The organism is Chlamydia crocodili (assembly GCF_018343815.1).
GTDB classification, from domain to species: Bacteria; Chlamydiota; Chlamydiia; order Chlamydiales; family Chlamydiaceae; genus Chlamydia; species Chlamydia crocodili.
Genome location: NZ_CP060791.1, coordinates 1,186,318 through 1,207,893, shown reverse-complemented (window position 1 = coordinate 1,207,893; position 21,576 = coordinate 1,186,318). Strand labels below are relative to the sequence as shown.

The window sequence follows — 21,576 nt, the reverse complement described above, 5'->3', positions numbered from 1 at the left end:
ACTGCAACCATACTTATCCTATAAGGATAGAAAAATTTACCTACCCTGAATTTAGTTCTAAGAAATAAAAAAATCGTAAGAATCGGGTGTTCATTTCTTAGATTTTTAGATGCTTTTTAGAAAAATTTTTTATTCTTTGATTGTTCTATGAGAATCCTTTAACGAAAGGAATTAGAAAAGCTGTGTTCTTATGGACGAACTACGTTATTTTTTATCTTTCAAGGTTCTTTTAAATCTGAATTTTTCTCCTTGAGGAAGGATAACCACATCGGTATCAGATTGAAGTTTAAGAGCTTCTTCTGTAGCGATTTCTGCTACTACATAGATTCGTCTTCTGGCATATTCGCTTTCGTCGATTTTCTTCACATTCAGAATTACATCTTGATCTAGATCGAGTAGCATATCTCCAGGTTTATCAGTATGAGTTTTTACGTGTTTGTCCAAACCAACTATAGTGAAGTAGATGTTATAACCAGCTCCGGGTCGACGATCAAAAAGATCATTTTGTGTCGTAATTAATGAAATTGTAATGCTACCCTTTGGCATTTTTACCATTGTATTTACGCGCATTTGAGAGCGTACCCAGTGTGGTACATAGACTCTGTAATAGCCAAAAGCATATTGCAGCATGCTCTCGGGGATTTGCCATTTAGGATCTCGAGAATATAAGTGCATAGCAGACTCTAATAAATAGCTGTCATAGGCTTTAGCACGTTTAGAAGAGCCTTTAGTTCTATCTTTGAGATTTGATAGCATATAATCTCTTAATAAATAGAATTGCTGGTCAATTCGAGGATCGTAATGTACGATCTGGTCATTAGTTGGGAATATAACACCTGCTCTAGAAACTATCCTTTCTTGTATTTTTACGTTTGCGATTGTCTTAGGGAAATTGATTTCTAAATGACGTAGCTCAGGACCAATAAATGTGACAGCAGTTCCACTAGATGAAACAAGTCCTTTGTGTTCTGCAGATACAATGATATTTTTAAAGCTTGTCCAATCTTGTTTAAATCCTTTCAATCTTAGAACAAATGCTTGGTTTTGTAATTGATCTGATAGAATACGCGTTATATAAAGATCCCCACTGATAGGATCTAAGTAATACGAACTTTCTAAGATCGTCGATGAAGGAAGTCTATATTCTTTCATTGCTTGATCAAGGAAAAGTAGTTTATTTGCTGGAGCATTTCTATTTTTTGGATCTATAGTGTAAGTTAATACAGCTAAGTCCAAAGGTCGATATTTCCTAGGAAGCTTTAATTGATGATCCGTTCGATCTTCCAGTAGAGGTAAGATATGGGCAGAGGAGCCAAAATCTTTGAGCATTTTTGCCAAATCAAATGTCTCATCTCCTAATATTAGCTCTAAATAATTGCGGTAAGCCTTATCAATTAAATCTAGGGGATTATCAGCAAGCACCGCCATGGCTTCTTTTTCCAATGTTCGCTGAGAAATTCCCTGCATAGCTGAAATAAAGAAGTTTTTATATACTAAGCGTATAGATCCTATACCCTTTCCTTCTCGGATATAGAAGAATTTCAAGATAAGATCTCTATCTTTTATGCTGACTAAACGTTGAGCATACATAATATGTTGAGCTAGCGCAAACGTTTCAGAAGCAATGCGATAACGATTGAAATCTTCAAGATGTAGTGAAGTAGTATAGATTCGAATTTCATCGTAGAATTTCCATGTATTATGAGAGAATGTCGTTTTTGGTTTAACGTCTGCTTTAAGGAATCCTGATTCCACCGTACTGTAGAATAAGACATTGCCTCCACTTTGATCACTACCTCGGAAATCGATGTACTCAATGGTATGTGCAGGTACCTTGACAGAGAACTTCTTCATGGATTTGAGATAATCGAGCATCGTCCACCTCAGATCTGTCATTACTTCTTCGATATGTCCAGCATAGAGTGTCCCCTGTATTGTTAGATCTATGTCTCCCCTATTTTCTACACCAAGAACATGTTCTTTGCTCTTTTGCATATCGCTCAACATTAAAGTAACAGCGTTATTTAGGCTTATTATCCCCTCTAATCTTTCAGGGACTAGAACGCTATTGTGATAGAGGACATGCTCTTTTTTAGGATCTTCTTTTAATTGATTATACCAGCTACCCAAAGTAGGTCGAACATTCGAGCTAATATCTATTACTGTTTCCCATGGAGGATCTCCAGGGTCCCAAGTTAGAGTCAAAGGGATTGTATATCTTAGAGAAGAAACTGTCAGATCTATACTTGAGCTTTCTTCCGTGCCATTGGTCATTTTCCCCTCAATTAAACTGGGAACAATTGTACTAAGGTCGAGAAATTGAGGAGCATCCCCGTCTTCTGCTAGTATGATTTTAATGGATTCAGTTTGGATATTTGGAGCAGAAGATAGGAGATAAGAAACACCCACGGCACCTTCAACTACTGTTTTAAACTCACCTTGAGCTCGAAGATCTAATTCTGTGTGTTTTTCAGGTTTGTAAACAAAAAGCTTGTCTTCATCATAATACGATACATGACTATGTTTTTGAATGATGGACACCTCAGGAGCAAACCACCAGAGGTAGTTTTTCATCCATTTCACGATATTATCTACAAATCCAGGTTCTTCAGGATGTTTTAGTGCCCAGGTAGACTGTTCGCATTTTGTAAAACCTAGAGTAGTGGTATTTGTATTATTCCCTGGAAGAGGTTTTTCTATAGCTTCAGCTGTAATGCCGTCAGAGAATTTTACTTTAAAGTGACCTACCCAACGATCATAAGAGCTACTCTGATTTGCATTTTCAATATATATACCTGTGCTGTTATCCCCATCAAGACCTACTAAATTTAAATTATCTCCCCCTGAATGCAGCTCGAAGGAATTCATGCCGAGTGTAAGATCATGATCGGTAGAGTTCGGGGTAAGTACAATAGTAAGGTTACTACTTAATTTAGGTATGTAATACCAGTTTTTCCCTGCTCCAGAATATATAGTTCCTCCTCCGGAACTTACATAGAATTTGGTGTCACGATTTCCTGTTAGAGTATCCTGACCTCCAGAAGAGCCGATGACTGTAGAAATTCCTGTTTGTCGGATCTTTAAGATATCTATATGAGTACCGTTAGGTCTTATCAGAGGAACGTCTTGTATTACTTGTGAGAGATTGAATTTCACCGAAAATGGAGGTGGAATGGCACGGAATGAAATCACATTTTCAACTCCTGAGGCTCCAGTGATATTATAAAAACCAGCTCCTCCGATTTGAACAGTTATCCCTCCTTTACCTCCCTCAACCGTGATTTCATAATCTTTATATTGTGAGGCATAATCTATTCTTTCCGGAGAATCGGTATCTAAAAGACGTACGGGAATAATAGTTGCTTGTGTATTTCCTGTTATTATCGTACTTTTATGATTTTTAGCTGTTAAAGGAGGTTTATAGTAACGAGAATCGGTTTCCATAACAGCTTCTCTCCAAATTACTTTATTCGATAGATAAACGACTTCAGTAGTTCCTTCGTATGTAATTCCATATCCGAGAATAATAGTCTTATAGATTCCTGCAGGGATTTTAGGCACTTCAGGGGGCCAATAGCTATTGGCATGCCCTCTTGCTAATGCTCCAGTTGCACTAATACTAAATGCATAACCTAATTTTTCTCTAATCTGCCAGTCTGATAACTTTGGTTGATGCCCAATCCATCTGTTGGCATTGTATGATCGATCTCCAGTAAGAGTGGGTGGGTTTCTTCTCAGATCTAGTACTAAATTTCCTAAAACATGGTTGTTAGAAAAATCAAGAACTCCTCTATCCGGGAAAGCACCTACAACATGCTCTCCTCCATCTTCTAGGAATTTCCTATATTTACCCCATTCTTGATGACGTTCTTCTGTTTTCGCTACGTTACGTGCAATCGATGCAGCTCCCATGCCAATAGCAGCAATAGGCCCTGCAGCCAACATCGCAGGTGGAGCAGCAATGGCAGATAATGTTAATGCTAAAGTAATGGTATCAAAAGCTATTTGAACACGTGCTGCCATCATATCGCTGTATGAGGATGCATGTTGCAAATCTTCTATACTACTGTAGAGACTCCAGACTCCAGCAATAGTTTCAAGAATAGGAAGCTCTAAAACACCTGCGACTCTAGTAAGAGCTTTTCCTAAAGTTCCTCCTACTCTTTTAGATGCTTTTACTATTTGCTTCGCTACTGCTGATTCTAATCGAAATCCGTCAATTCCCTCATCGGTAATGAATTTCTTTCCTAGACCCTGTAAAACACTTCCTAAGGTCATTTCAGCCATTTCTTTGACATCTAAAGATAGGTCAAAAAGAGCTTGAGCTTCAGCACCTTTTCCTGCTTGTACTAAGCGTACATATTGTACAATGGAGACCATGGACATGCCGAGTTCCATATCCATAACACCTGTGCCAGCCAGACCGCTAGCCATTGCCCCGAACTCTTTGAATGTTTTGACTAATCCATGACTTGGAACTTCTATTTTCTTTTTTTGTGATGATCCTTGTTGAAATTCGAAAGAAATCTTATCGCTATCAGTGACATCCACATTGGTGACAGATATTTTATCTTTATTATCAGAAGGTGTGCTATGGATGGCATTTCTTATATCATCCATCAGGTTCCTCAGCATAGAACCCACTTGTTGTGATTTAGTTTTGAGCCCACTTATTAACGCTGTAAAATCCCTGGGGGTTTCAACAATTAAGCTTCTACTCACCTCTTTTGTCCCAATTTCTGTGCCGTAATTGTCTAAGACGTATAGGATTGTAGAAGCAAGTTGAGCATCTAAGACATTCTTAGAAAGATAATCACTTAAAATATTTCCATCTAATTTTAATTTTTGAAGATCTGATTCACGTGTTTTTTCGTTGATCCTTTTATGATCAATAGTCCCTCCTATTTTATATAGGTCCGACCAGGATATTCTTCTACGGCCTATATTGACATCGCCCCTTAGAGTCATCTTGTATAAAGTAGTCATATACTGATCATAGGAGAATCCTAAGTTAGTAGATGGAAACCAGGAGTTTTCTGCTTTTATTGAATCTAAGGTATAAGCTTTTAGCTGAGACGCTACACTTTCTGCAGAAGATATCCCGTAGCGAGTTCTTACTTCTTCAGTTAGTTGTACTGAAGATTCTAAAAAAGAAAGAGCCTGTGGTAATGTCTCAAAATCACAATGTCCAAAGTTAGGATCTGTGACTCTATAAAAGCCATCCATTGCTTGAACGACTAGAGAATGACTCGGTGTGGTCACTAATAGGCTTTTTATGTTTGTCTGTTCCTCAAATTTTTTAGATAAACTTTCAATATCCCATGTGTGTTGAGTCAGTATCCCTCCTGTTTTCAGATCTTTGTTCCCATGATATTGTAACCAATCAATGTATGTTTGGCTTTTCTCTAAAAACGTGTTATCTGAATCTGTTAGAGGTATATGATCACGCTCTTTTGTTTGAAATAGAGCACCTACTGTCATAAGATTTCTGGTCATCAAGGTGTATTCGATTGAATCTTTAGCCGACATATAAAGCATGGCGAGGCCCATACAACGTCCTTCTAATTCATATAGAAACGTTTGTGGATGTATGTGAGCCATCTCGGAACCAAAGGTTTTTGCTAAATCTCCCCATAGAGGAATGTGATCTCTAGAAAATTCAAGCCAAGAAAATAATGTGTATTTTGCTTGTTCTACAACGTTTTGTATTTTAGGCACATCGGAAGGCACAGAGAAAAGATCTTTACTTGCTCCTACTCCATGATAATCATACGGATTAATTGCTGTTGACTCTTGCATTGTAGTTGCTAAGGGGCGACCAAAATCAGCTTCTCTTCGAAAAATTTCACTAGCTCCTGGGAAAATACTAGATAATAGATATCCTGTCGCTTGTGCAAAATTCATTGTTTTAGAAAGAATTCGGTGAATTTCAGTTAAGGAAATATAGTCTTTTGTCTGAGCATGTTTTACAAGTTCTTCGATACGTTCTTCATAAAGAAAGCAGTCAATTCCCTTATTTTCAATGAGCGCCTTTGCTGATTCTAATGTTAAGGAACCATCATGAATGAGCAGATGTAATTCATAAAGCCCTTCAAAATAGTTTGTTATAATATAACTAGACGGATTAAATAATCCTGGGATGATACTTGTCATGACACGTTGGGATTCGATGCCATTTTCTGTTCCATATTGCATTCCTAGAGCAGAGACATACGTATCAACTGGGGGTATAAGTAAATCTGAAGCATGAGATGATTGTAACTTCTCTCTTAATTCTTCAGGTATGTTCTCTAAGGCTACTTTTGCTTCTTCACTTTGTGAGTCCAAAGCTAGATAATCATATATTTTATAAAGTTGATCATGCATATACTCATAATCTTCTCCTAATATTGATTTCATTATGTCCACTAGATGCTTAGAAGGTGATGGTAAAATACTATCCGAAGTAAAGAGTCCCGAAATACCTACATCGGCTACTAATAGCCGATAGATATCACCTAGATCACTGAAAGAATATCCATCTCTATGCATTTGTGAAAATAAAAGTCTTTCAGATAAGAATTCATCCATATCTTGTAGAATAACACGCTCGCTTTCCTTGAATTTTTCAACAATGTCTTTTATTTTAGTCTGAGGATCTATGATATATTTCTTAAACGCATCATCGTAAAGTTGCTCATACCATTTTTGTGTATTCTCTTGTTCTTGTTTATCCAGACCACTATCTCGGGTCATTTCTTTCATTTTCTGAAGAATTTGTGTTTTTCTTTCTCCTTCTGATAGATTCAGCCAATGAGTTGCTAATCCTTCTAGCTCCTTGAAAAAGTATCCTGATGAGATTTGAGTTTCAATCTGATTGACTTTTGTTTGGAGACCTGGATTCTCTGCTATTTTACTTGTGATTTCTAAGAATTTGTCAGTTTCTTCAGTTGTAAGAAAATCTAGGCTATTTTTAGAGCTAAGTTCGGCATATTTCGTTAAAAGATCAATTTCTGTTATAGTTAGAGGTGATTGCCCTAAAGAATCTATGAAATTACCAATAGTTAATTGTCTTGCAGCTACAGATAAGATGTCTTTTAGAAATAGTGATAAGTTGTTTGAGGAACTGTACCATAATACAATGCCTGTTTGAGAATTGCTCTTTAGATATAATTTGATGGCTTTTTCTAGATCCTCTTCGATATTTTTATATAAATCTGGAAAATAGTTAATCTGATTAGAAACTGGAAGTTTAACATCACGAATCAATTGTGCAAGTTGTAGTTGTAGGGAAAATATAGAGGCTTTTGCCGCATCATCATTTTGAATTTGCATCTTAAAAAAATAGATAGCCCGATCCAATTGAGATATATCTCCGATATCTATATTAGGATCGTTAATGAGGTTGTTAAACCGTTCTAATAAACCTGAGGGTAGGTTTTTTTTTGACTCATCTAACCATAACTTCGTAAATTCTGGTTGATTGATTTTTGTGCGCTCTATTCCTTTAGGAGTTTCCGTGCGTAATTTTGAAGGATCAGAAAAAAGTAATTCGCCTGCACATGGTCGTTTAATGTTACACCAGGTACTCTCGTCGCCAGGAGTTACGTCATTAGCTCCTATAGATAGTGGATGCTTCCAATCGTATGTAATTCCTCCTTCTGGCTTTCTTATCTGTTTATAGGAACCTAAAAAGGCATTATCGCCTAATTTTGTTCCATCTTTATTAAGAAATTCTTCACCAAGGGGACCGAGTCCTTGGAAATATTTGACCATTTCGTTTTTGATTAAATCAGGACCAGTGATTCCTAATGTACTTACAGCTCCAGGAGTAATTGAATCTTGTCTAAAATCATAGAATAGACTCTTCCCAAGATAATCTTTGACTAAATGGCCTCCTACTGTTTCATCACGGTCTAAATGTATAAGATCATCTAGGGTATTAAAAAATTCTCCACTAAGAACATTTTCTCTTATTGATCTTATTTCAGCATAAGCTTGCTTTTGACCTCTAATAACAGCATCAACCGTGGCGCTATTTTTATGTGACATCATTAAGCCATTTAACGCACGAACATTCCAACGATTGGGGCGTTTATGATATCTCCGTAAAATAGGCATCGTGTCTCGCACTATTTCAGAAGCCATTTTTTGAAAGAGAGTTTTTTTAGGCTCACTTTGACTTTCGCTTTTATGTATTCTTTGAAACTCACTAATTAACTCATTAAGTTTTGTTCTATCGTCTTCTGTAAGATTGGATATATCAATCTCCTTACTAATTTGTTCCAAAGTAATTGAGCCTAGATCTCCTATTGCTATTTTTAAGGCTATATCAGAGATAGCCCGCCTAATCTTCAAATTTTCGAAAAACTTATCACCCCCTTTTTTATAAATAGTTTCGATAACTTCCTGAGAATATTGAGGCATCATGTCCAAATCAGTATAAATACCCCCATATTCTTTAAGCATGTACATCCTGAGTTGATCAGATGCTGCGGCATAATTCCATCGCAAAAACATCTCCACATCATAATTATAGAGATGCGTTTTATCTTGCATTGAAGCTAGTTCTTTGATATCTTTAACTGTAACTCTTTCAGAACCTAGATCTTGGTTAACCTTTCTAACGATATCTTGAATTTTCTTTTTGTTAGCCTCTATAGTCTTTTTATATTGTTCAATTTCGTCTATTGGAAGTTTAATAACTTTCTCGAGATATTCTATACGTGTTTCATCAGTAATTGAATCTACGCCTCTAAGCATGCAAAAATTGAAGAATCCATCTTGTGCAATAATTATATTTCTTAAAAATAAAGCGTTGAAATGATTTTTAACATGCTGATTTAAATTATCGTAATGTTCATAGATACTGAGTAAATCATTATAATATTTTTCTTGTTCTTCAAGGTTTTCAGTAGATTCATACTTCTTTTTTAACTCGTCGTAGTATTTAACAAAATTTTTTACATCTTCTCTTGTTTCTTTTCTTAAATCGTTAATAGACGCATCAAAAGCTATTTTCTTCAAAGTAGATGTGAATTTAGCAGCTCCATAAGCTTTTTGATCTACCCAGAAATAGAAGTCGAAATCGGTATATGTCTGTAAAAATACTTTAATATAGGCGTCGGTATCATCCGGTGGAGAGCCGGCGATCCAGATCCCGTGTAGATGCTTATTTACTTGAACTTTATGGGATAAAAACTCTGTTTTAATAGAAGTCATCACTTGTTGAAAACGCGGATTCGTTTTAGAGATTTTTACTCTTTTTTGAATTGTTTCTAGGAAAGTAGATTGTTTAACTAGAAGGTCTTGTCCTTTTCTAGAATTTTTATCTTCTAGAGCATTATAGTAGCCTATAGCTTTCTTCATATTGTTGATTGGTACTTGGCAGATTCTTATTTGATCAGCAGTCAGCTGCAATCGATTAACAATATTTTCAGGTGTAAGATCGTATTTTTGGGTAGTTGATTCCCCAGCTTCAACTTTATCTTCTAAACCACGCTTCTTTCTAGAAAGGTAATGAGGACTTTTCACTTTCTGGACAGAGTCTGTTTTAGCTTTCTTCTCGATAAGTTTTTTTTCAGTCTCATTAATAAAAGATTGCTCTAGAGGGGTAAAACTTTCGGGGATAGAAGAAGTGGAATTAGGAATATGTGTAGGAGAATATCTCGCAGGTGTTTTTGTGGTTTTCGTAGATCGAGAAGAAGCCGAGGCTTTAACAAGCTTAGCCAGAATTCTTTTCTTCCTAAGAGTACCCCCCCCCCCCCCCCCCCCCCCAATAGTAGGCTGAGCTAACGAGGTAGTGTTATCATTAGAAACAGGTTTAGAAATGGTTGTTGTATTTTCTGTGCGATTCGTAGGTTGGGGAAGAATCGTGGGTTTGATAATTTTAGCAGGTAATATCCTTGTCGGTACAACGTGTGCGACCAGTTGTGCTAAATTATATAAAAAAGATGTTTTCCAATTCCCCGTATGATTCGATGGCGACGCTTTAGTTTCTGTAATATTTGCATTAGTTAAGTTGTAAAACTCTTGTTGTAGTTTTTCCCCTAATTTAACAACAGTCTCCGTTGAATTATTTTGATTTACAGCCTTATCATAAATAGAAAGTCTTTCATCTAAAGAAGATGAATTAATCATGCTCTGATTTAAATAGGATGAGTTCGATTTAAAACGAGTTGTATAATTGGACTCAGACTGAGAGGAAGATGCCGCTGGAGTTGTTTTTTCAGGAAGAGTCATGATCCAAATGCATAAGATTTATTTTTAAAAACACCCTAATCACATAATGCTACTTCAAAAGTAGACAAAGTCTATTTCTCCCAAAGAATCGCGAAGGCATTATAAAAAATTAAAGAATTACTTCAACCGCATTTATGTCATAAGGGTGTATTTTACAATAACTTGAGATCATCTTGACTATAGATCACCACTCAATGTAATAAGACTGTTTCCCTTCAAAAATACATTCGTGGATGTTTATTTAAGATAAGATATAAAACCATACATCTGTATTGAAATAACAATTGCCAAACATACGTAACAATCAAGGTCTCCAAATTATAAATTGGTAGGCCAATTTAGGGTAAATCCAGATTAAAAAATATTTTATAACAAGTCTGCAGACCTAAGACCTTCTTTTTATAAATCTATTTTTTAATCTCATCTAAGATAGCTCATTTTTGAATAAAAGTTTGATTTTAATTTCTAATTAATTTAGAATGCTTCGATTTAATTTTTAATTTGGTTGTTTTTGTGTCTGCTTTATTTTCTTTAAATAGTGAAACAGAAAGACAAATTTTTTTAGAAAATCCCAAGTCTGAAAAAAGTTGCTGCCAATCTAAGGTTTTAAAAACATTAGTCGGCATCGTGGGAGTTGCTATTCCTATAATTTTTGTTGTTCTAGGTGCATTAGGTCTTGCTGGATGCGCTAGCCTCCCCCTATTGATCATAGGCGGTGCTTATCTTGGACTTACTTGTCTTGGATTGATAGCTTTTTTAATAAGCTCTATAGTATTAAAAATTTATTTAGACAGGAATGGCCTTGTGGCGAATGAATCTATTTGAAGTTGAAAATCTGCAGTATTTATGAGGAAAAGTTCTGGATATATATTGTGAGCCTTTTCCTAATACTGATTGTGATGATTTTTCCTAGTTTATAGACTAGAGTTTTTCTTCCTATATTATTTTAAATATAACTAATTTCTAAACAATATACCGTCTGATAACTACGTGCTTCATATATTTTATACTTTGTAATTATCTCTGAAGCAGGTTTCTATACTACAAGAGTTAAACAAGACTTATTCGGTACTTTGGGATGAAATTTCGATTTGATTTTAACTTAGAAGATGATGTAGCATGCCGTGGTCAATTTTTTAATCGGTAAAATACATGTCAAGTTTGAGCAAAATTTGCAACTGCCTAAGTTTAACACAAACTACAGAATCAACACAACGAGTTTCTTGTTCTAAGACTATAAAAACCAGTATTTTGGTGGGTCTAACAGTTCTTTCTATTATTTTTATTGTCATAGGAGCTTCAGCAATCGCTGGAAGTGCTAGTTTGGGATTGTTAATTTTTGGTTCAGTTTGTCTCTCTTTGCTTATTTTGGGGGTTGTTTTAGGGAAATTAATTAAAAAAAAGTCCATCTTACCGCTGCCTAGATCTGAAACGATTCAGCCGGCTTTGAGTGCTCAAGGAGAAGCGGCTCTTGATTATGCTAGAAATCAACTCGATAGAGAAAGAGATACGATTGAACCTATTGAATGGGTAGGTATGCGCGCTCCTATGAATAATGATATTTCTTATTTGGTTAATCTAAGGACAAAGAAGCATGAAGAAATTTTGAATGTACTGCGTGTAGATAATTCGGATCATCTTCAATTTATTGATAATGAATCCTGGGGTAATCAGAGATTCACGAGCGCTGTTACGGAGTTTCTACAATTATCTTTTGCGATTGGTATATATTCTCTAAGAGATTTAGAAACTTATAGAGAAAGATATAATGTTGATTCAAATTTGGAAGCTTTGGCAAGACAAAATTCAGCTTATTATAAGACATTTTATATGATGTCCACTGCTTACTCTTTGGTAAGACATCTATATCTATATTGCAATAGAGAGAATATTTCCCAAGAGGATATTACAGCCAGGGTATCAAGGTTCTACGAAGAAGGAACTGTAGAGAGCGAATGGAGATCGATATACAACAGTTTCTGTGAGCAGGCGCGTTGGTATCTTGGTGATGAGCAGGTTGCAGATCAAAGAGAGTGCCGTTTAATTAAACACTCTAAAGCTGACCTTGATCCTGATTTTAGACACCAAGGAACTACACCAACTTAAAATTAACTTTTTATATAGCAGAATAGAAGTTATGTTAGTCGCGCTCTCGCTCCTAAACTGAGCGCGTACTTTTATCTATGAAATAGTACTGAGGTAAGTTTGCTGCTCTTCAGATGCAAACTTATAGAAACTAAGAGTCTATTTGTACAGAGTTCAGGCGGACGTACACACCTCTGCTTACCTCTGTGAATCCTTCAATGATGTGCATTTTTTCTAGGTGTATGAGGATCGAGTTTGTTAAACCGATTCTTATTGGATCAGAGAGATTGCCCCAGAAAGTTGTTGGAGATACAGAACTAGTGGTATTTTGTTCCCTATAGGGAATAAATATCTCTACAGTGTTGGGATCTGTCGGGGATAAAATTTCTTTGATGAATTCGATCGCTAATTGTAGTTTGATCTGCTTATCAGAAAGAGCTCTTAGTTGTGGTCTTTTTTGAAGAATATAGGCTCTGGGAATTGTAACCGCACTTAGATTTAAAGAACGTGCAATTTTTGTGTGATCTAAAGAGTCTAGTGCTGCAGCAACTTCTTCAGAAGTTGCTGTATTTAGTACCTCTACTAAGAAAGCGCTTGGAACCTGTCGTAAAAATGCAGACATTATATTTTTTCTATTTTCATAAGAATCCATGGGTAAACGACTTCCAGATTCATTCATGATAAGTTGATGTCTATTTTGATAATGTTTGAAAGCAGCTTGTTCACCCAAGACATAAGGAACCATATGTCTACTTTTCATGCTTTGATAGCATTCTATGAAAGATTGAGATGAAAAGAGTTTTAAGTTGGCCGCGGTCTCTCCCCGAGGATTAGTAACGATTAATTGTTTGTGCTCTTCTTCGTCATCTAAAACAACAATTCCGGAGCTAATATCACAACCGATATATTTGGGCCAAGATATGTAAGCCGTGCTTCCTTTTTTCTCTATATGGCGTGATTCAAGAACATTTTTTACGAACCTTGCAATAGTAATTTCTTTTGACTCAACTTGAGATGAATTTGTTATTTCACGAATACTAATTGAATTATCATCCAAGGTGCAAATATAATCAGGATAGTTATCAAAGAGAAATTCAGCTTTTAATCCATCATGAATCCCATGTTTCTGTTTGGGAAATCTAGAAATTTTTGCTGTAATCCCCCAATTGTCTTTTAAGCATTTTTCTATAGATTTTGCATCACGCTTACCCGTTAATTCGAATTCAGAAATAAGATTTCTTCCTGCATGAATTAGGTTATAAAGATCTAAATAGTGGGCATTACAGTGATCTTGATTTCCTAAAATATAAAACGTATGAGATTTGCGAGAATCTAAGTAAAACCTTTCGGGAAGAGCACTTGCAAATTCCTCTTTAGGTTTCACTATGGTAATACCTTCAGCACATAGTTCCTGATAAGCTTCATCTTCTGTCGTTAAAATGGTTTTAAAATTTAGAGATTTTGATATTTTTTGGCAGGTAGTGACAATGTCGTTTTGAAGAGACTCAGATAAAGGTCTATCAAGATATACGCATGGATATGCAATGTGTAGGTATAAATGCAAAGCTTGCTGTAATAGCCAAGCCAAAATAACAATGGGGACAAAGATCCAAGAAAGTATTTTCAAGACTTTTTCAGTAGTGGATACTGCCCGTCCTTGATGTTTTACAGCAAATCTAAGTCCTAATTCTGTTGATTTATCTATAACTTTAGTTTGCTTTCCTCCTAGATAAAAATAAGAATCTAGAAGAGCAGAAAACTTCTCTGCTCGGTTAGGAGAATAGTTTAGTGAAAATGTTACAGAATTTAACATGATGTTCTTGGGGTTATCTCCATACTCTACTCAAAGGTAGGGTTATGAGTATTTTTTAAGGTGTTTTATTAATTTTTTATTCATCGGATTATCCAATGGTTTAATACTCTCGATCGCTTGAAGACAGTTTATTCTTGAATCTAGCAAGACTAAACGGCTCGCATCATATTGCAGACGATAATTTTTACTCCTTAATTCAAACCATTTAGTCAAAGTAGGCGCAGACCATAGTTTCAGTATTCTCATACTCAGAGAAGATACCTATACTCACTAATTGATCCACGATGCTCTCTCCTAGACATTTTTCCCGAGCATCTTCGGGTTTAAAGAACATAGATCCGTAGTTGTTGAGCTGATCAATCAGTATCCCCTCTCCCCCTCCAGGATAACTTTGTCCATGCTTATAGAAGACAACCATGTTGCGTCCGTTATCATTTTGACCAACGGTTCTTTGCGAGATGAACTTTAAGAAGTTCTTCACTAACTGTTTCTTTTCTGAATCGGATATTTGTCTTTGTGTAGGATCGGATAGAAATAGAGGTGCTTGAATATCTAAAGTATTGTTTAAGAATTCTTTAGATAGTAAAGAATTCAAATTTTGAATCTTGGATTTTATGGAATTTGGAATCTGATTTAACATGCCTTTGAGATACTCTGGAGGAACACTCTTGAGTATAGGCATTAATGCAGAAACACGACTTTCTATTTTTGTATTCTCATCTGGATGTGCTGTAAACGTGTGTCCTGGATCAATTACCATGGCCATGTGGAGATTTTCAGCACTGTCCACACGGACGAATTTTCTTTGTGATTTTGCAAATACCTTTCCTGGATATCCTGTGAGTACAGTAAAAGTCACAAGATCGTTTAAACCGTTTTGTAGGTTATTATGCTCTTCAATACTTGTTGAAATCTCCTTTTTGTCTAAGGGTTTTTCTGTTAGCAGAGAGCTATGAACATAATGAATAAGCACACCATCTTGTAAGCTAATGCCTATCGGTTTGCTGATCATTAAATTATCTAAATTCTGTTGTTTAGCAACGTTTATTGCTTTTGTACAATTCCAGAGATGTTCCATTATAGACCATTGCATATCGGCAGGTTGTGGCAATGTGATGGATTCAGTGGGAACTACAAATGTAAATGCTATATCCGGGAAGCGCCGTGATGTCATTGTAAGCAAGAGCTGATTACTAGTTTCATCTTGATAAAAATGCACCACCCTTAATCCTTGCAAGCGTAGAGCGGTTCTAAGAGCGTCATTATTAGGTTGTGTAAAACGTAGGTCCAAGAACTTATCACGGATAGCTATGGCGTCTTTTAAGTAAAATGCACACGGTGTACAAGGATCCTGTCTATCGATTAAGACGACCCTATGAGCTTTATGTAATATTTTATGCAGTAAAAAGCGCACAAGGAGAGCGATCAATACGATCGGGAATATGAGATATGAGAGTATCTTCACAATCTTTTCAGCGAGAGGTACGTGTCGTCCTGGATTGGAAAGGCAGATAAGCTCCTGAGTCCTTTCATTTCTAGCAACGATCTCTATCTGTCTTCCACCGAAATAGAAATAATTGTCTACCCCAGATAAAACTCTTTCAAAGTAACTAGGTTCTTTATTAAAAGAACTTAAGCAAAAACTTTCTGGTATTCTCATAAATATTAAAAATTTTAAAAAAAACTTAAAGTATTCTAACATAAAACACTAATTGTTAGAATTATTTTTAATATAATTTAGTTTTGTTAAGATTTTTAATTAGAAAGAAAAAACACATCTAGAGAACGAATCTCTAGATATGAAAATTGTAAAGAACTTTAAAATAAGGAATTACCCTGAGAGAGAAGAAGATCAACGTAGTTGATATCGTAGTCTGAATTAATAAATTTCGGATTGTCCAACATAAATTGGTGGAAAGGTATTGTAGAGTGTACTCCTCCAATATGAAACTCTTTTAGAGCACGTTTCATAATGGCTATAGCTTCTTCTCGGTTCTTACCCTTAGAAATCACCTTAGCAATCATAGAATCGTAATAGGGAGGGATAGCGTAACCGCTATAACAAGCACCATCAACACGTATCGAAGGCCCAGCAGGAGGAAGATAGTAATCTAAACGACCTGGAGAGGGGGAGAAGTTGTTGCTTGGGTCCTCAGCATTAATACGACACTGAATAACATGTCCTGTGAAAACAATATTTTTTTGTTTCCAAGTGAGCTTATTGCCCATTGCTACATAAATCTGTTCTTTAAGAAGATCAATTCCTGTAACTTCTTCTGTGATTGTATGCTCTACCTGAATACGTGTATTCATTTCCATGAAGTAGAATTTTTTATCTTTATCTAATAGAAATTCTACGGTACCCACAGAATGATAGTTTGCACTTCTAGCCAAGTCTACAGCAACCTTCCCTACTTTTGCACGCAATTCAGGAGTAAGTATAGGACTAGGAGTTTCCTCAATAAGCTTTTGGCGACGTCTTTGTACTGTGCAGTCTCTTTCTCCAAGATGGATATAATTACCGTGTTTATCTCCAAGAATCTGCACTTCTAGATGTCTTGGGTTTTCAATGAACTTTTCAATGTAAACATCGGGATTATTAAATCCTGCTTCTGCTTCCGCTCGTGCTGCTGAAAAAGCTCTAAAAAATTCATCTTTTTCTCTGACAATACGGATACCGCGACCACCGCCGCCGGCAACGGCTTTAATCACTATAGGAAAGCCAATTTTTTCAGCAATTTTTAATCCTTCAGCTTCGTCTTTAATAATACCTTCGGAACCAGGAATCACAGGACATTTAATTTTTTTAGCGAGCTGTTTTGCCGCTATTTTATCTCCCATTGTTGCTATAGATTCTGAACTGGGGCCAATAAAGGTCAACCCACAGCTTTCACATATAGAAGCAAAATTCGGATTCTCACTTAAAAAACCATAACCAGGATGGACAGCATCCGCTCCTGTAATTTCGCACGCCGCTAGAATATTCGATATTTTTAAATAGGATTTATTAGCTTGAGGCTCCCCTATACAAACAGCTTCGTCTGCTAATAGCACGTGTAAAGCTTCTTGATCTGCTAAGGAATATACTGCAACTGTGGCTAATCCAAGATCATGACAAGCACGTATAATACGCACTGCAATTTCTCCACGATTAGCTATTAAGACTTTTTTCATTATTCAGCTTTAACTATACGAAATAACTTAGATCCAAATTGTACTGCATCACCATTGGTGATTAAGACTTCTACAACACGACCAGACATCCCGGCCTTAACTTCATTCATAACTTTCATGGCTTCTACGATACAAACAATCGTATCTTCTGAAACGATATCTCCGGGTTTAACGAAAGATGGAGAATCAGGAGAAGGAGAGCTATAAAATGTTCCTACGAGAGGAGAACTAATAAAATCTCCCGGGGCCTGTTGTGATTCTGCTTCTGTTTTTTCTGAAGCAACATCCTTTGCAACCATTTTATTAGGATCAGTGGGAATAGGACGTTCTTGAGAGAAACCCGCAAACAACCTACTATCGTAAAATACAGGCTCTTGATTAGGTTTGTCTCCCGTGTCTCTTTCCAGTTCAAGCTCTAGCCCTTCGCGTTTTATCACAAAACGCTTCATGCTATTTCGTCCCATAGCAATCATGAGCTTTTCTATTTGCTTTAAATCCATACCTGTATTCTCTTATCTTCTCAGACTGAAGTTAGACGCGTTGAATATATTCACACGTACGCGTATCAATTTTTATAATATCTCCAATTTCCACAAAAGGAGGTACTGTAATTTCGACACCTGTTTCTAATAAAGCTTTTTTTGTGCCGCCGGTAATTAAAAGCGAGTCCCCGGGAAAATCTGTTTTAGATACCATCAACTCTAAAAAGTGTGGTAACTCTATCGAAAAAACAATATCGTCATAAACCATGGCGGAAACAGTCACACCTGCTTTCAAGAATAAGAAGTTATCCTTCATGATCTCTTTAGAAATATAAATTTTTTCATAATTTCCCAAATCTAAGAAAAGAAAGTTTTCATCCTCAATATAAAGATATTCAAGATTTCTAGATTCAAACTGGGCTTCTTTTATTTCTTGGCCAATTTTAAAATTTCTTTCAACAATGACTTCTGAATCAGCAGCTTTTAACGAAGCCTTGATAAAAGACTCCCCTTTATTCCCTGTTACCTTAGAAACCGCTACGACTTTATAAAGACCATCTTTTGTAGAAATAAACATTCCTACTGAGAGTTGGCTACTTAATACCATGATTTTCTCCTCGAAGTAGCAAAACTTTTTCTTCCATAGTCAGCGTATCCTTTTGAAACATATAGGATGCCGCCACTAAAATATCCGCACCTGCTTCGCGACATTCTTTTGCAGAAGTCTCGTTTATTCCCCCATCAACTTCAATCAAACAGGAATCTTCTAGACCCATTGTCTTAATTGCTTGTCTTGTAAAACGAATTTTATCGGGGATATCGGGAATAAAGCCCTGACCACAAAATCCAGGATGTACGGACATTAACAATACAACATCACAAAAAGGTAGAAATGGAGGAATGAATTCTATAGAAGTTTCTGGAGAAAAAGCCAATCCTGCTTGTATTCCGCATTTCTTAATATAAGCTAATAATTCTTTAAGATCTTCGGAGGCTTCAAAATGTACGATAATACGATCGGCTCCAGATTTTACAAAGGCTTCTATGAAATCGAAAGGCGTATAGATCATAGCGTGAACTTCTAGAAAGATATCCGTAGATCTATTGATTGCTGCGATGACTCCTGGACCGAAAGTCAGATTGGGAACGAAATGCCCGTCCATAACATCAATATGAATGAGATCGGCTCCGGACTCTTCTATTCTTTTTGCCTCTGCACCTATGCATGCAAGGTCTCCTCCCATAATTGAAGGAGCAATTAATGTCTTCTGACGTTGTTTTTTATTCACCTACTGCCTATTGCAAACACATCAAAAATTAAAGAAGCCTCTTAAGGTGTAATTAGCAAATTATTTATCTCACCATATCCTTTAAAATAGGATAACCACAAGAAAAACTTCGGAGACATAGATTCTTACATCTTTTGATTAAAATTCCTAGAGATCTTGTTAGATTTAGATGAAAAATATGGGATCATTTCTTTTATCTGAAATAATCTCTCAAATCTTCTGGAGAGTATTTTTATCAAAAAATATCTAAAAAAATCTAATTTTTCGTTAGTAACTTAGTGTTTGTATTTTCTCTTTGTCTATGAATATCAAGGGCATAACTTTTAGTAAAGAGCTTGATTTTATACATTCATATAATTAGTCTTTCCGAATTTAAATTATTAAAAATGGAAATAAAGACATGGCAGCACCAGTAGAAAGCACAAGTCCTGTAACATCGAGAGCTTCCTCACCTACTTTTGGAGATCATGATCACGACAGTGGTGAAACTACAATTGTACCTATCTCAACAGAGGGGATCAGTCAATCATCGGCTGCTGTAGCAGCTGCTAGGAAATTAATTATCCCTGAAGGAAGAGTTTCAGTACTTCAAAAAATCTTCCACTTTATTAAAATTATTTCTGCCGTTGCACTATTTGCTGTTGGTATTGCAGCTTTAATTTGCTTGCAGTTTGGTATCGTAGTCTCGACGCCTTCTCTCATTCTTATGATTGCGATTATGCTCGTATCCTTTGTGATTGTCATTATGGCAATTCAAGATAGCACACCAGCACAAGTGGCTCGTCGCATGAAACAGCAAATTCAGCAATTTAGCCAAGAGAACATACGCCTACGTACCGAAGTGGATACTTTACAAGCCGCTAATGCTGAACTCACAGAGCAGATTGATCAACTTAGACAGCTACACACTAGATTATCTAATTTCGGTGATAGACTTGAAACACATACCGGTGATTTCAGAGATCTTATTTCAGAGTTCAAAACTAGTTTGGATGATTTCAAATCTGTAGGTAGTAGAGTTGAAACTATGCTCTCTCCATTTGAGAAATTAGCTCAAGCTTTACAAGACACCTTCTCTAAAGAAGCTGTTCAACAAATGATTACCTCAGTAACTGCATTGAGAACTAGTTTAGATGGATTGAAAAATCTTATAGAAGATAACAAAGTTATTTTAGAACAGCTAAAAGCTGATGCAAAACTTAGGGAAGAACAAATACAGTTCTTAGAGCAACGTAAACAGGAATTGGAAGCTGCTTGTTCAGCACTAACAGCTTCAATTACTGATTTGCGTGCTTCCACAACTAACTTACAAGCAGTTGAAAGTCGTATTATTAGCTCTGTGAGTCACGATAGCGAACATGTAGAGACTTCTACTGCTACGACTACTACAGCGGCATCTCCACAAGATAGTGGCTCTCAACAACAAGGTGGAGACCAAACTGACAGTGGAAGTCAACAAGATGGCCAAGTTGGAACAAATGAGCGGGCAACAAGTGGTGGTAAAGTAACGGGTTATGATGATCAAGGATTTCCTATATATGAGAATCAATAACTTCTAATCTTTAGTAAAATTTTTTAATAAAAGGCATAGGGAGTTTCTCTTGCCTTTTTTTTTATCTCTCTATAAATTCCTCTTCTAATGTCTCGTTACTCATCAAATAAAAAGCATCATTCTTCTAGGAAAACAGAAAGAAGGTCTACCTCTTGGGAGCCCATAGCTGAAGATTATCATAAGATCGTTCAGGGAGAAGGTCATTATTATCATAAAGAAGTCATTCTCCCTAAGCTGCTTCCTTTGCTTGATCTGCAATTTAAAGATTCTGTGGTGGATATTGGTTGCGGTCAGGGAATTTTAGAAAGAGCAATCCCTAAGGAATGCGGATATTTAGGTCTGGATATCTCTCCTAGTTTGATCTCTATAGCAAGGAAATTAAGAAAATCACGAACTCATGAATTTAAAATCCAAGATCTTACCAAAAAGCTGACGTTAGAAGTTCCTCAGCCCTTTTCCCATGCTGTAGCTATTTTAGCACTACAAAATATGGAAATTCCTGATCAGGCGATTAAAAATACCTCAAAGCTTCTTTGCAAAGAGGGTCGCTTTTTTATAGTATTGAATCATCCTTGTTTTCGTATTCCTAGAGTGTCTTCGTGGCATTACGATGAACATAAAAAGCTTCTTTCAAGAAAGATCGATCGTTATCTTTCTAAAATCACAGTTCCAATCATTGCCCATCCTGGGCAAAAACAGTCGGAATCTTCGATTTCTTTCCACTTCCCTTTAAGTTATTGGACTCAAGCATTATCAAAATACGGGTTTGTTATTGAGAATATGGAAGAATGGATATCCCCAAAAAAATCCATAGGAACACGCGCAAAAGCGGAAAACCTTTGTCGCGAAGAGTTTCCATTATTCTTAATGATCTCATGTATTAAAACTCATAAGAATTAATAAAATAAAATTTATAAAACTTAGTATTAAATAATCATTTTTTATTAAAATAAGTAAAAA

At 36.1% G+C, this 21,576-nt stretch carries 11 protein-coding genes; 4 read left to right on the top strand and 7 right to left on the bottom strand.

All coding sequences use genetic code 11. From position 1 onward, the window contains the following. Positions 1-204: 204 nt before the first annotated feature. Positions 205-10,221, bottom strand: coding sequence for a LifA/Efa1-related large cytotoxin (locus H9Q19_RS05295; protein WP_213241006.1), 10,017 nt, complete (start codon positions 10,219-10,221; stop codon positions 205-207). Between the two features lie 513 nt (positions 10,222-10,734). Between H9Q19_RS05295 and H9Q19_RS05290 the strand changes: the two genes are divergently transcribed. Both H9Q19_RS05290 and H9Q19_RS05285 read left to right on the top strand, forming a co-directional pair. Beyond that, positions 10,735-11,046 carry a hypothetical protein gene (locus H9Q19_RS05290; RefSeq protein WP_213241004.1) on the top strand — a complete coding sequence of 104 codons (312 nt, stop codon included), beginning with the start codon at positions 10,735-10,737 and terminating at the stop codon, positions 11,044-11,046. A gap of 327 nt (positions 11,047-11,373) precedes the next feature. After that, positions 11,374-12,327, top strand: coding sequence for a hypothetical protein (locus H9Q19_RS05285; protein WP_249324518.1), 954 nt, complete (start codon positions 11,374-11,376; stop codon positions 12,325-12,327). 130 nt (positions 12,328-12,457) lie between these two features. Here H9Q19_RS05285 and H9Q19_RS05280 read toward each other — a convergent pair whose 3' ends face one another. From H9Q19_RS05280 to rpe, 6 genes are all read right to left on the bottom strand, one after another. Next, on the bottom strand, positions 12,458-14,119 hold the full coding sequence (locus H9Q19_RS05280) for a DUF648 domain-containing protein (protein WP_213241003.1): 1,662 nt from the start codon (positions 14,117-14,119) through the stop codon (positions 12,458-12,460). A 205-nt stretch (positions 14,120-14,324) separates the two neighbouring features. Continuing rightward, positions 14,325-15,779 carry a DUF648 domain-containing protein gene (locus tag H9Q19_RS05275; RefSeq protein WP_213241000.1) on the bottom strand — a complete coding sequence of 485 codons (1,455 nt, stop codon included), beginning with the start codon at positions 15,777-15,779 and terminating at the stop codon, positions 14,325-14,327. 158 nt (positions 15,780-15,937) lie between these two features. After that, positions 15,938-17,293 carry an acetyl-CoA carboxylase biotin carboxylase subunit gene (accC, locus tag H9Q19_RS05270; protein WP_213240998.1) on the bottom strand — a complete coding sequence of 452 codons (1,356 nt, stop codon included), beginning with the start codon at positions 17,291-17,293 and terminating at the stop codon, positions 15,938-15,940. Next, positions 17,293-17,793 (bottom strand): acetyl-CoA carboxylase biotin carboxyl carrier protein, encoded by a 501-nt coding sequence (gene accB / locus H9Q19_RS05265; protein WP_213240996.1) that lies wholly within the window; start codon positions 17,791-17,793, stop codon positions 17,293-17,295. The genes accC and accB overlap by 1 nt, the downstream gene beginning before the upstream one ends. 31 nt (positions 17,794-17,824) lie before the next feature. Beyond that, positions 17,825-18,382: an elongation factor P gene (locus H9Q19_RS05260; RefSeq protein ID WP_213240994.1), complete on the bottom strand. Its 558-nt coding sequence runs from the start codon at positions 18,380-18,382 to the stop codon at positions 17,825-17,827. Continuing rightward, positions 18,369-19,064 carry a ribulose-phosphate 3-epimerase gene (rpe, locus tag H9Q19_RS05255; RefSeq protein WP_213240992.1) on the bottom strand — a complete coding sequence of 232 codons (696 nt, stop codon included), beginning with the start codon at positions 19,062-19,064 and terminating at the stop codon, positions 18,369-18,371. Before rpe ends, H9Q19_RS05260 begins: the two co-directional genes overlap by 14 nt. A gap of 400 nt (positions 19,065-19,464) precedes the next feature. Here rpe and H9Q19_RS05250 point away from each other — a divergent pair, with 400 nt between their 5' ends. Next, positions 19,465-20,616: a hypothetical protein gene (locus tag H9Q19_RS05250; RefSeq protein WP_213240991.1), complete on the top strand. Its 1,152-nt coding sequence runs from the start codon at positions 19,465-19,467 to the stop codon at positions 20,614-20,616. An 87-nt stretch (positions 20,617-20,703) separates the two neighbouring features. Further along, on the top strand, positions 20,704-21,516 hold the full coding sequence (locus H9Q19_RS05245) for a class I SAM-dependent methyltransferase (protein ID WP_213240989.1): 813 nt from the start codon (positions 20,704-20,706) through the stop codon (positions 21,514-21,516). The last annotated feature ends 60 nt before the right edge of the window (positions 21,517-21,576 follow it).

Bases quoted from the DNA above. Each gene is read 5' to 3' on its own strand.
- H9Q19_RS05285 (WP_249324518.1), top strand. From the start codon at position 11,374: ATGTCAAGTTTGAGCAAAATTTGCAACTGCCTAAGTTTAACACAAACT.
- H9Q19_RS05260 (WP_213240994.1), bottom strand. From the start codon at position 18,382: ATGGTATTAAGTAGCCAACTCTCAGTAGGAATGTTTATTTCTACAAAA.
- accB (WP_213240996.1), bottom strand. From the start codon at position 17,793: ATGGATTTAAAGCAAATAGAAAAGCTCATGATTGCTATGGGACGAAAT.
- H9Q19_RS05275 (WP_213241000.1), bottom strand. From the start codon at position 15,779: ATGAGAATACCAGAAAGTTTTTGCTTAAGTTCTTTTAATAAAGAACCT.
- accC (WP_213240998.1), bottom strand. From the start codon at position 17,293: ATGAAAAAAGTCTTAATAGCTAATCGTGGAGAAATTGCAGTGCGTATT.
- H9Q19_RS05280 (WP_213241003.1), bottom strand. From the start codon at position 14,119: ATGTTAAATTCTGTAACATTTTCACTAAACTATTCTCCTAACCGAGCA.
- H9Q19_RS05295 (WP_213241006.1), bottom strand. From the start codon at position 10,221: ATGACTCTTCCTGAAAAAACAACTCCAGCGGCATCTTCCTCTCAGTCT.
- H9Q19_RS05250 (WP_213240991.1), top strand. From the start codon at position 19,465: ATGGCAGCACCAGTAGAAAGCACAAGTCCTGTAACATCGAGAGCTTCC.
- H9Q19_RS05245 (WP_213240989.1), top strand. From the start codon at position 20,704: ATGTCTCGTTACTCATCAAATAAAAAGCATCATTCTTCTAGGAAAACA.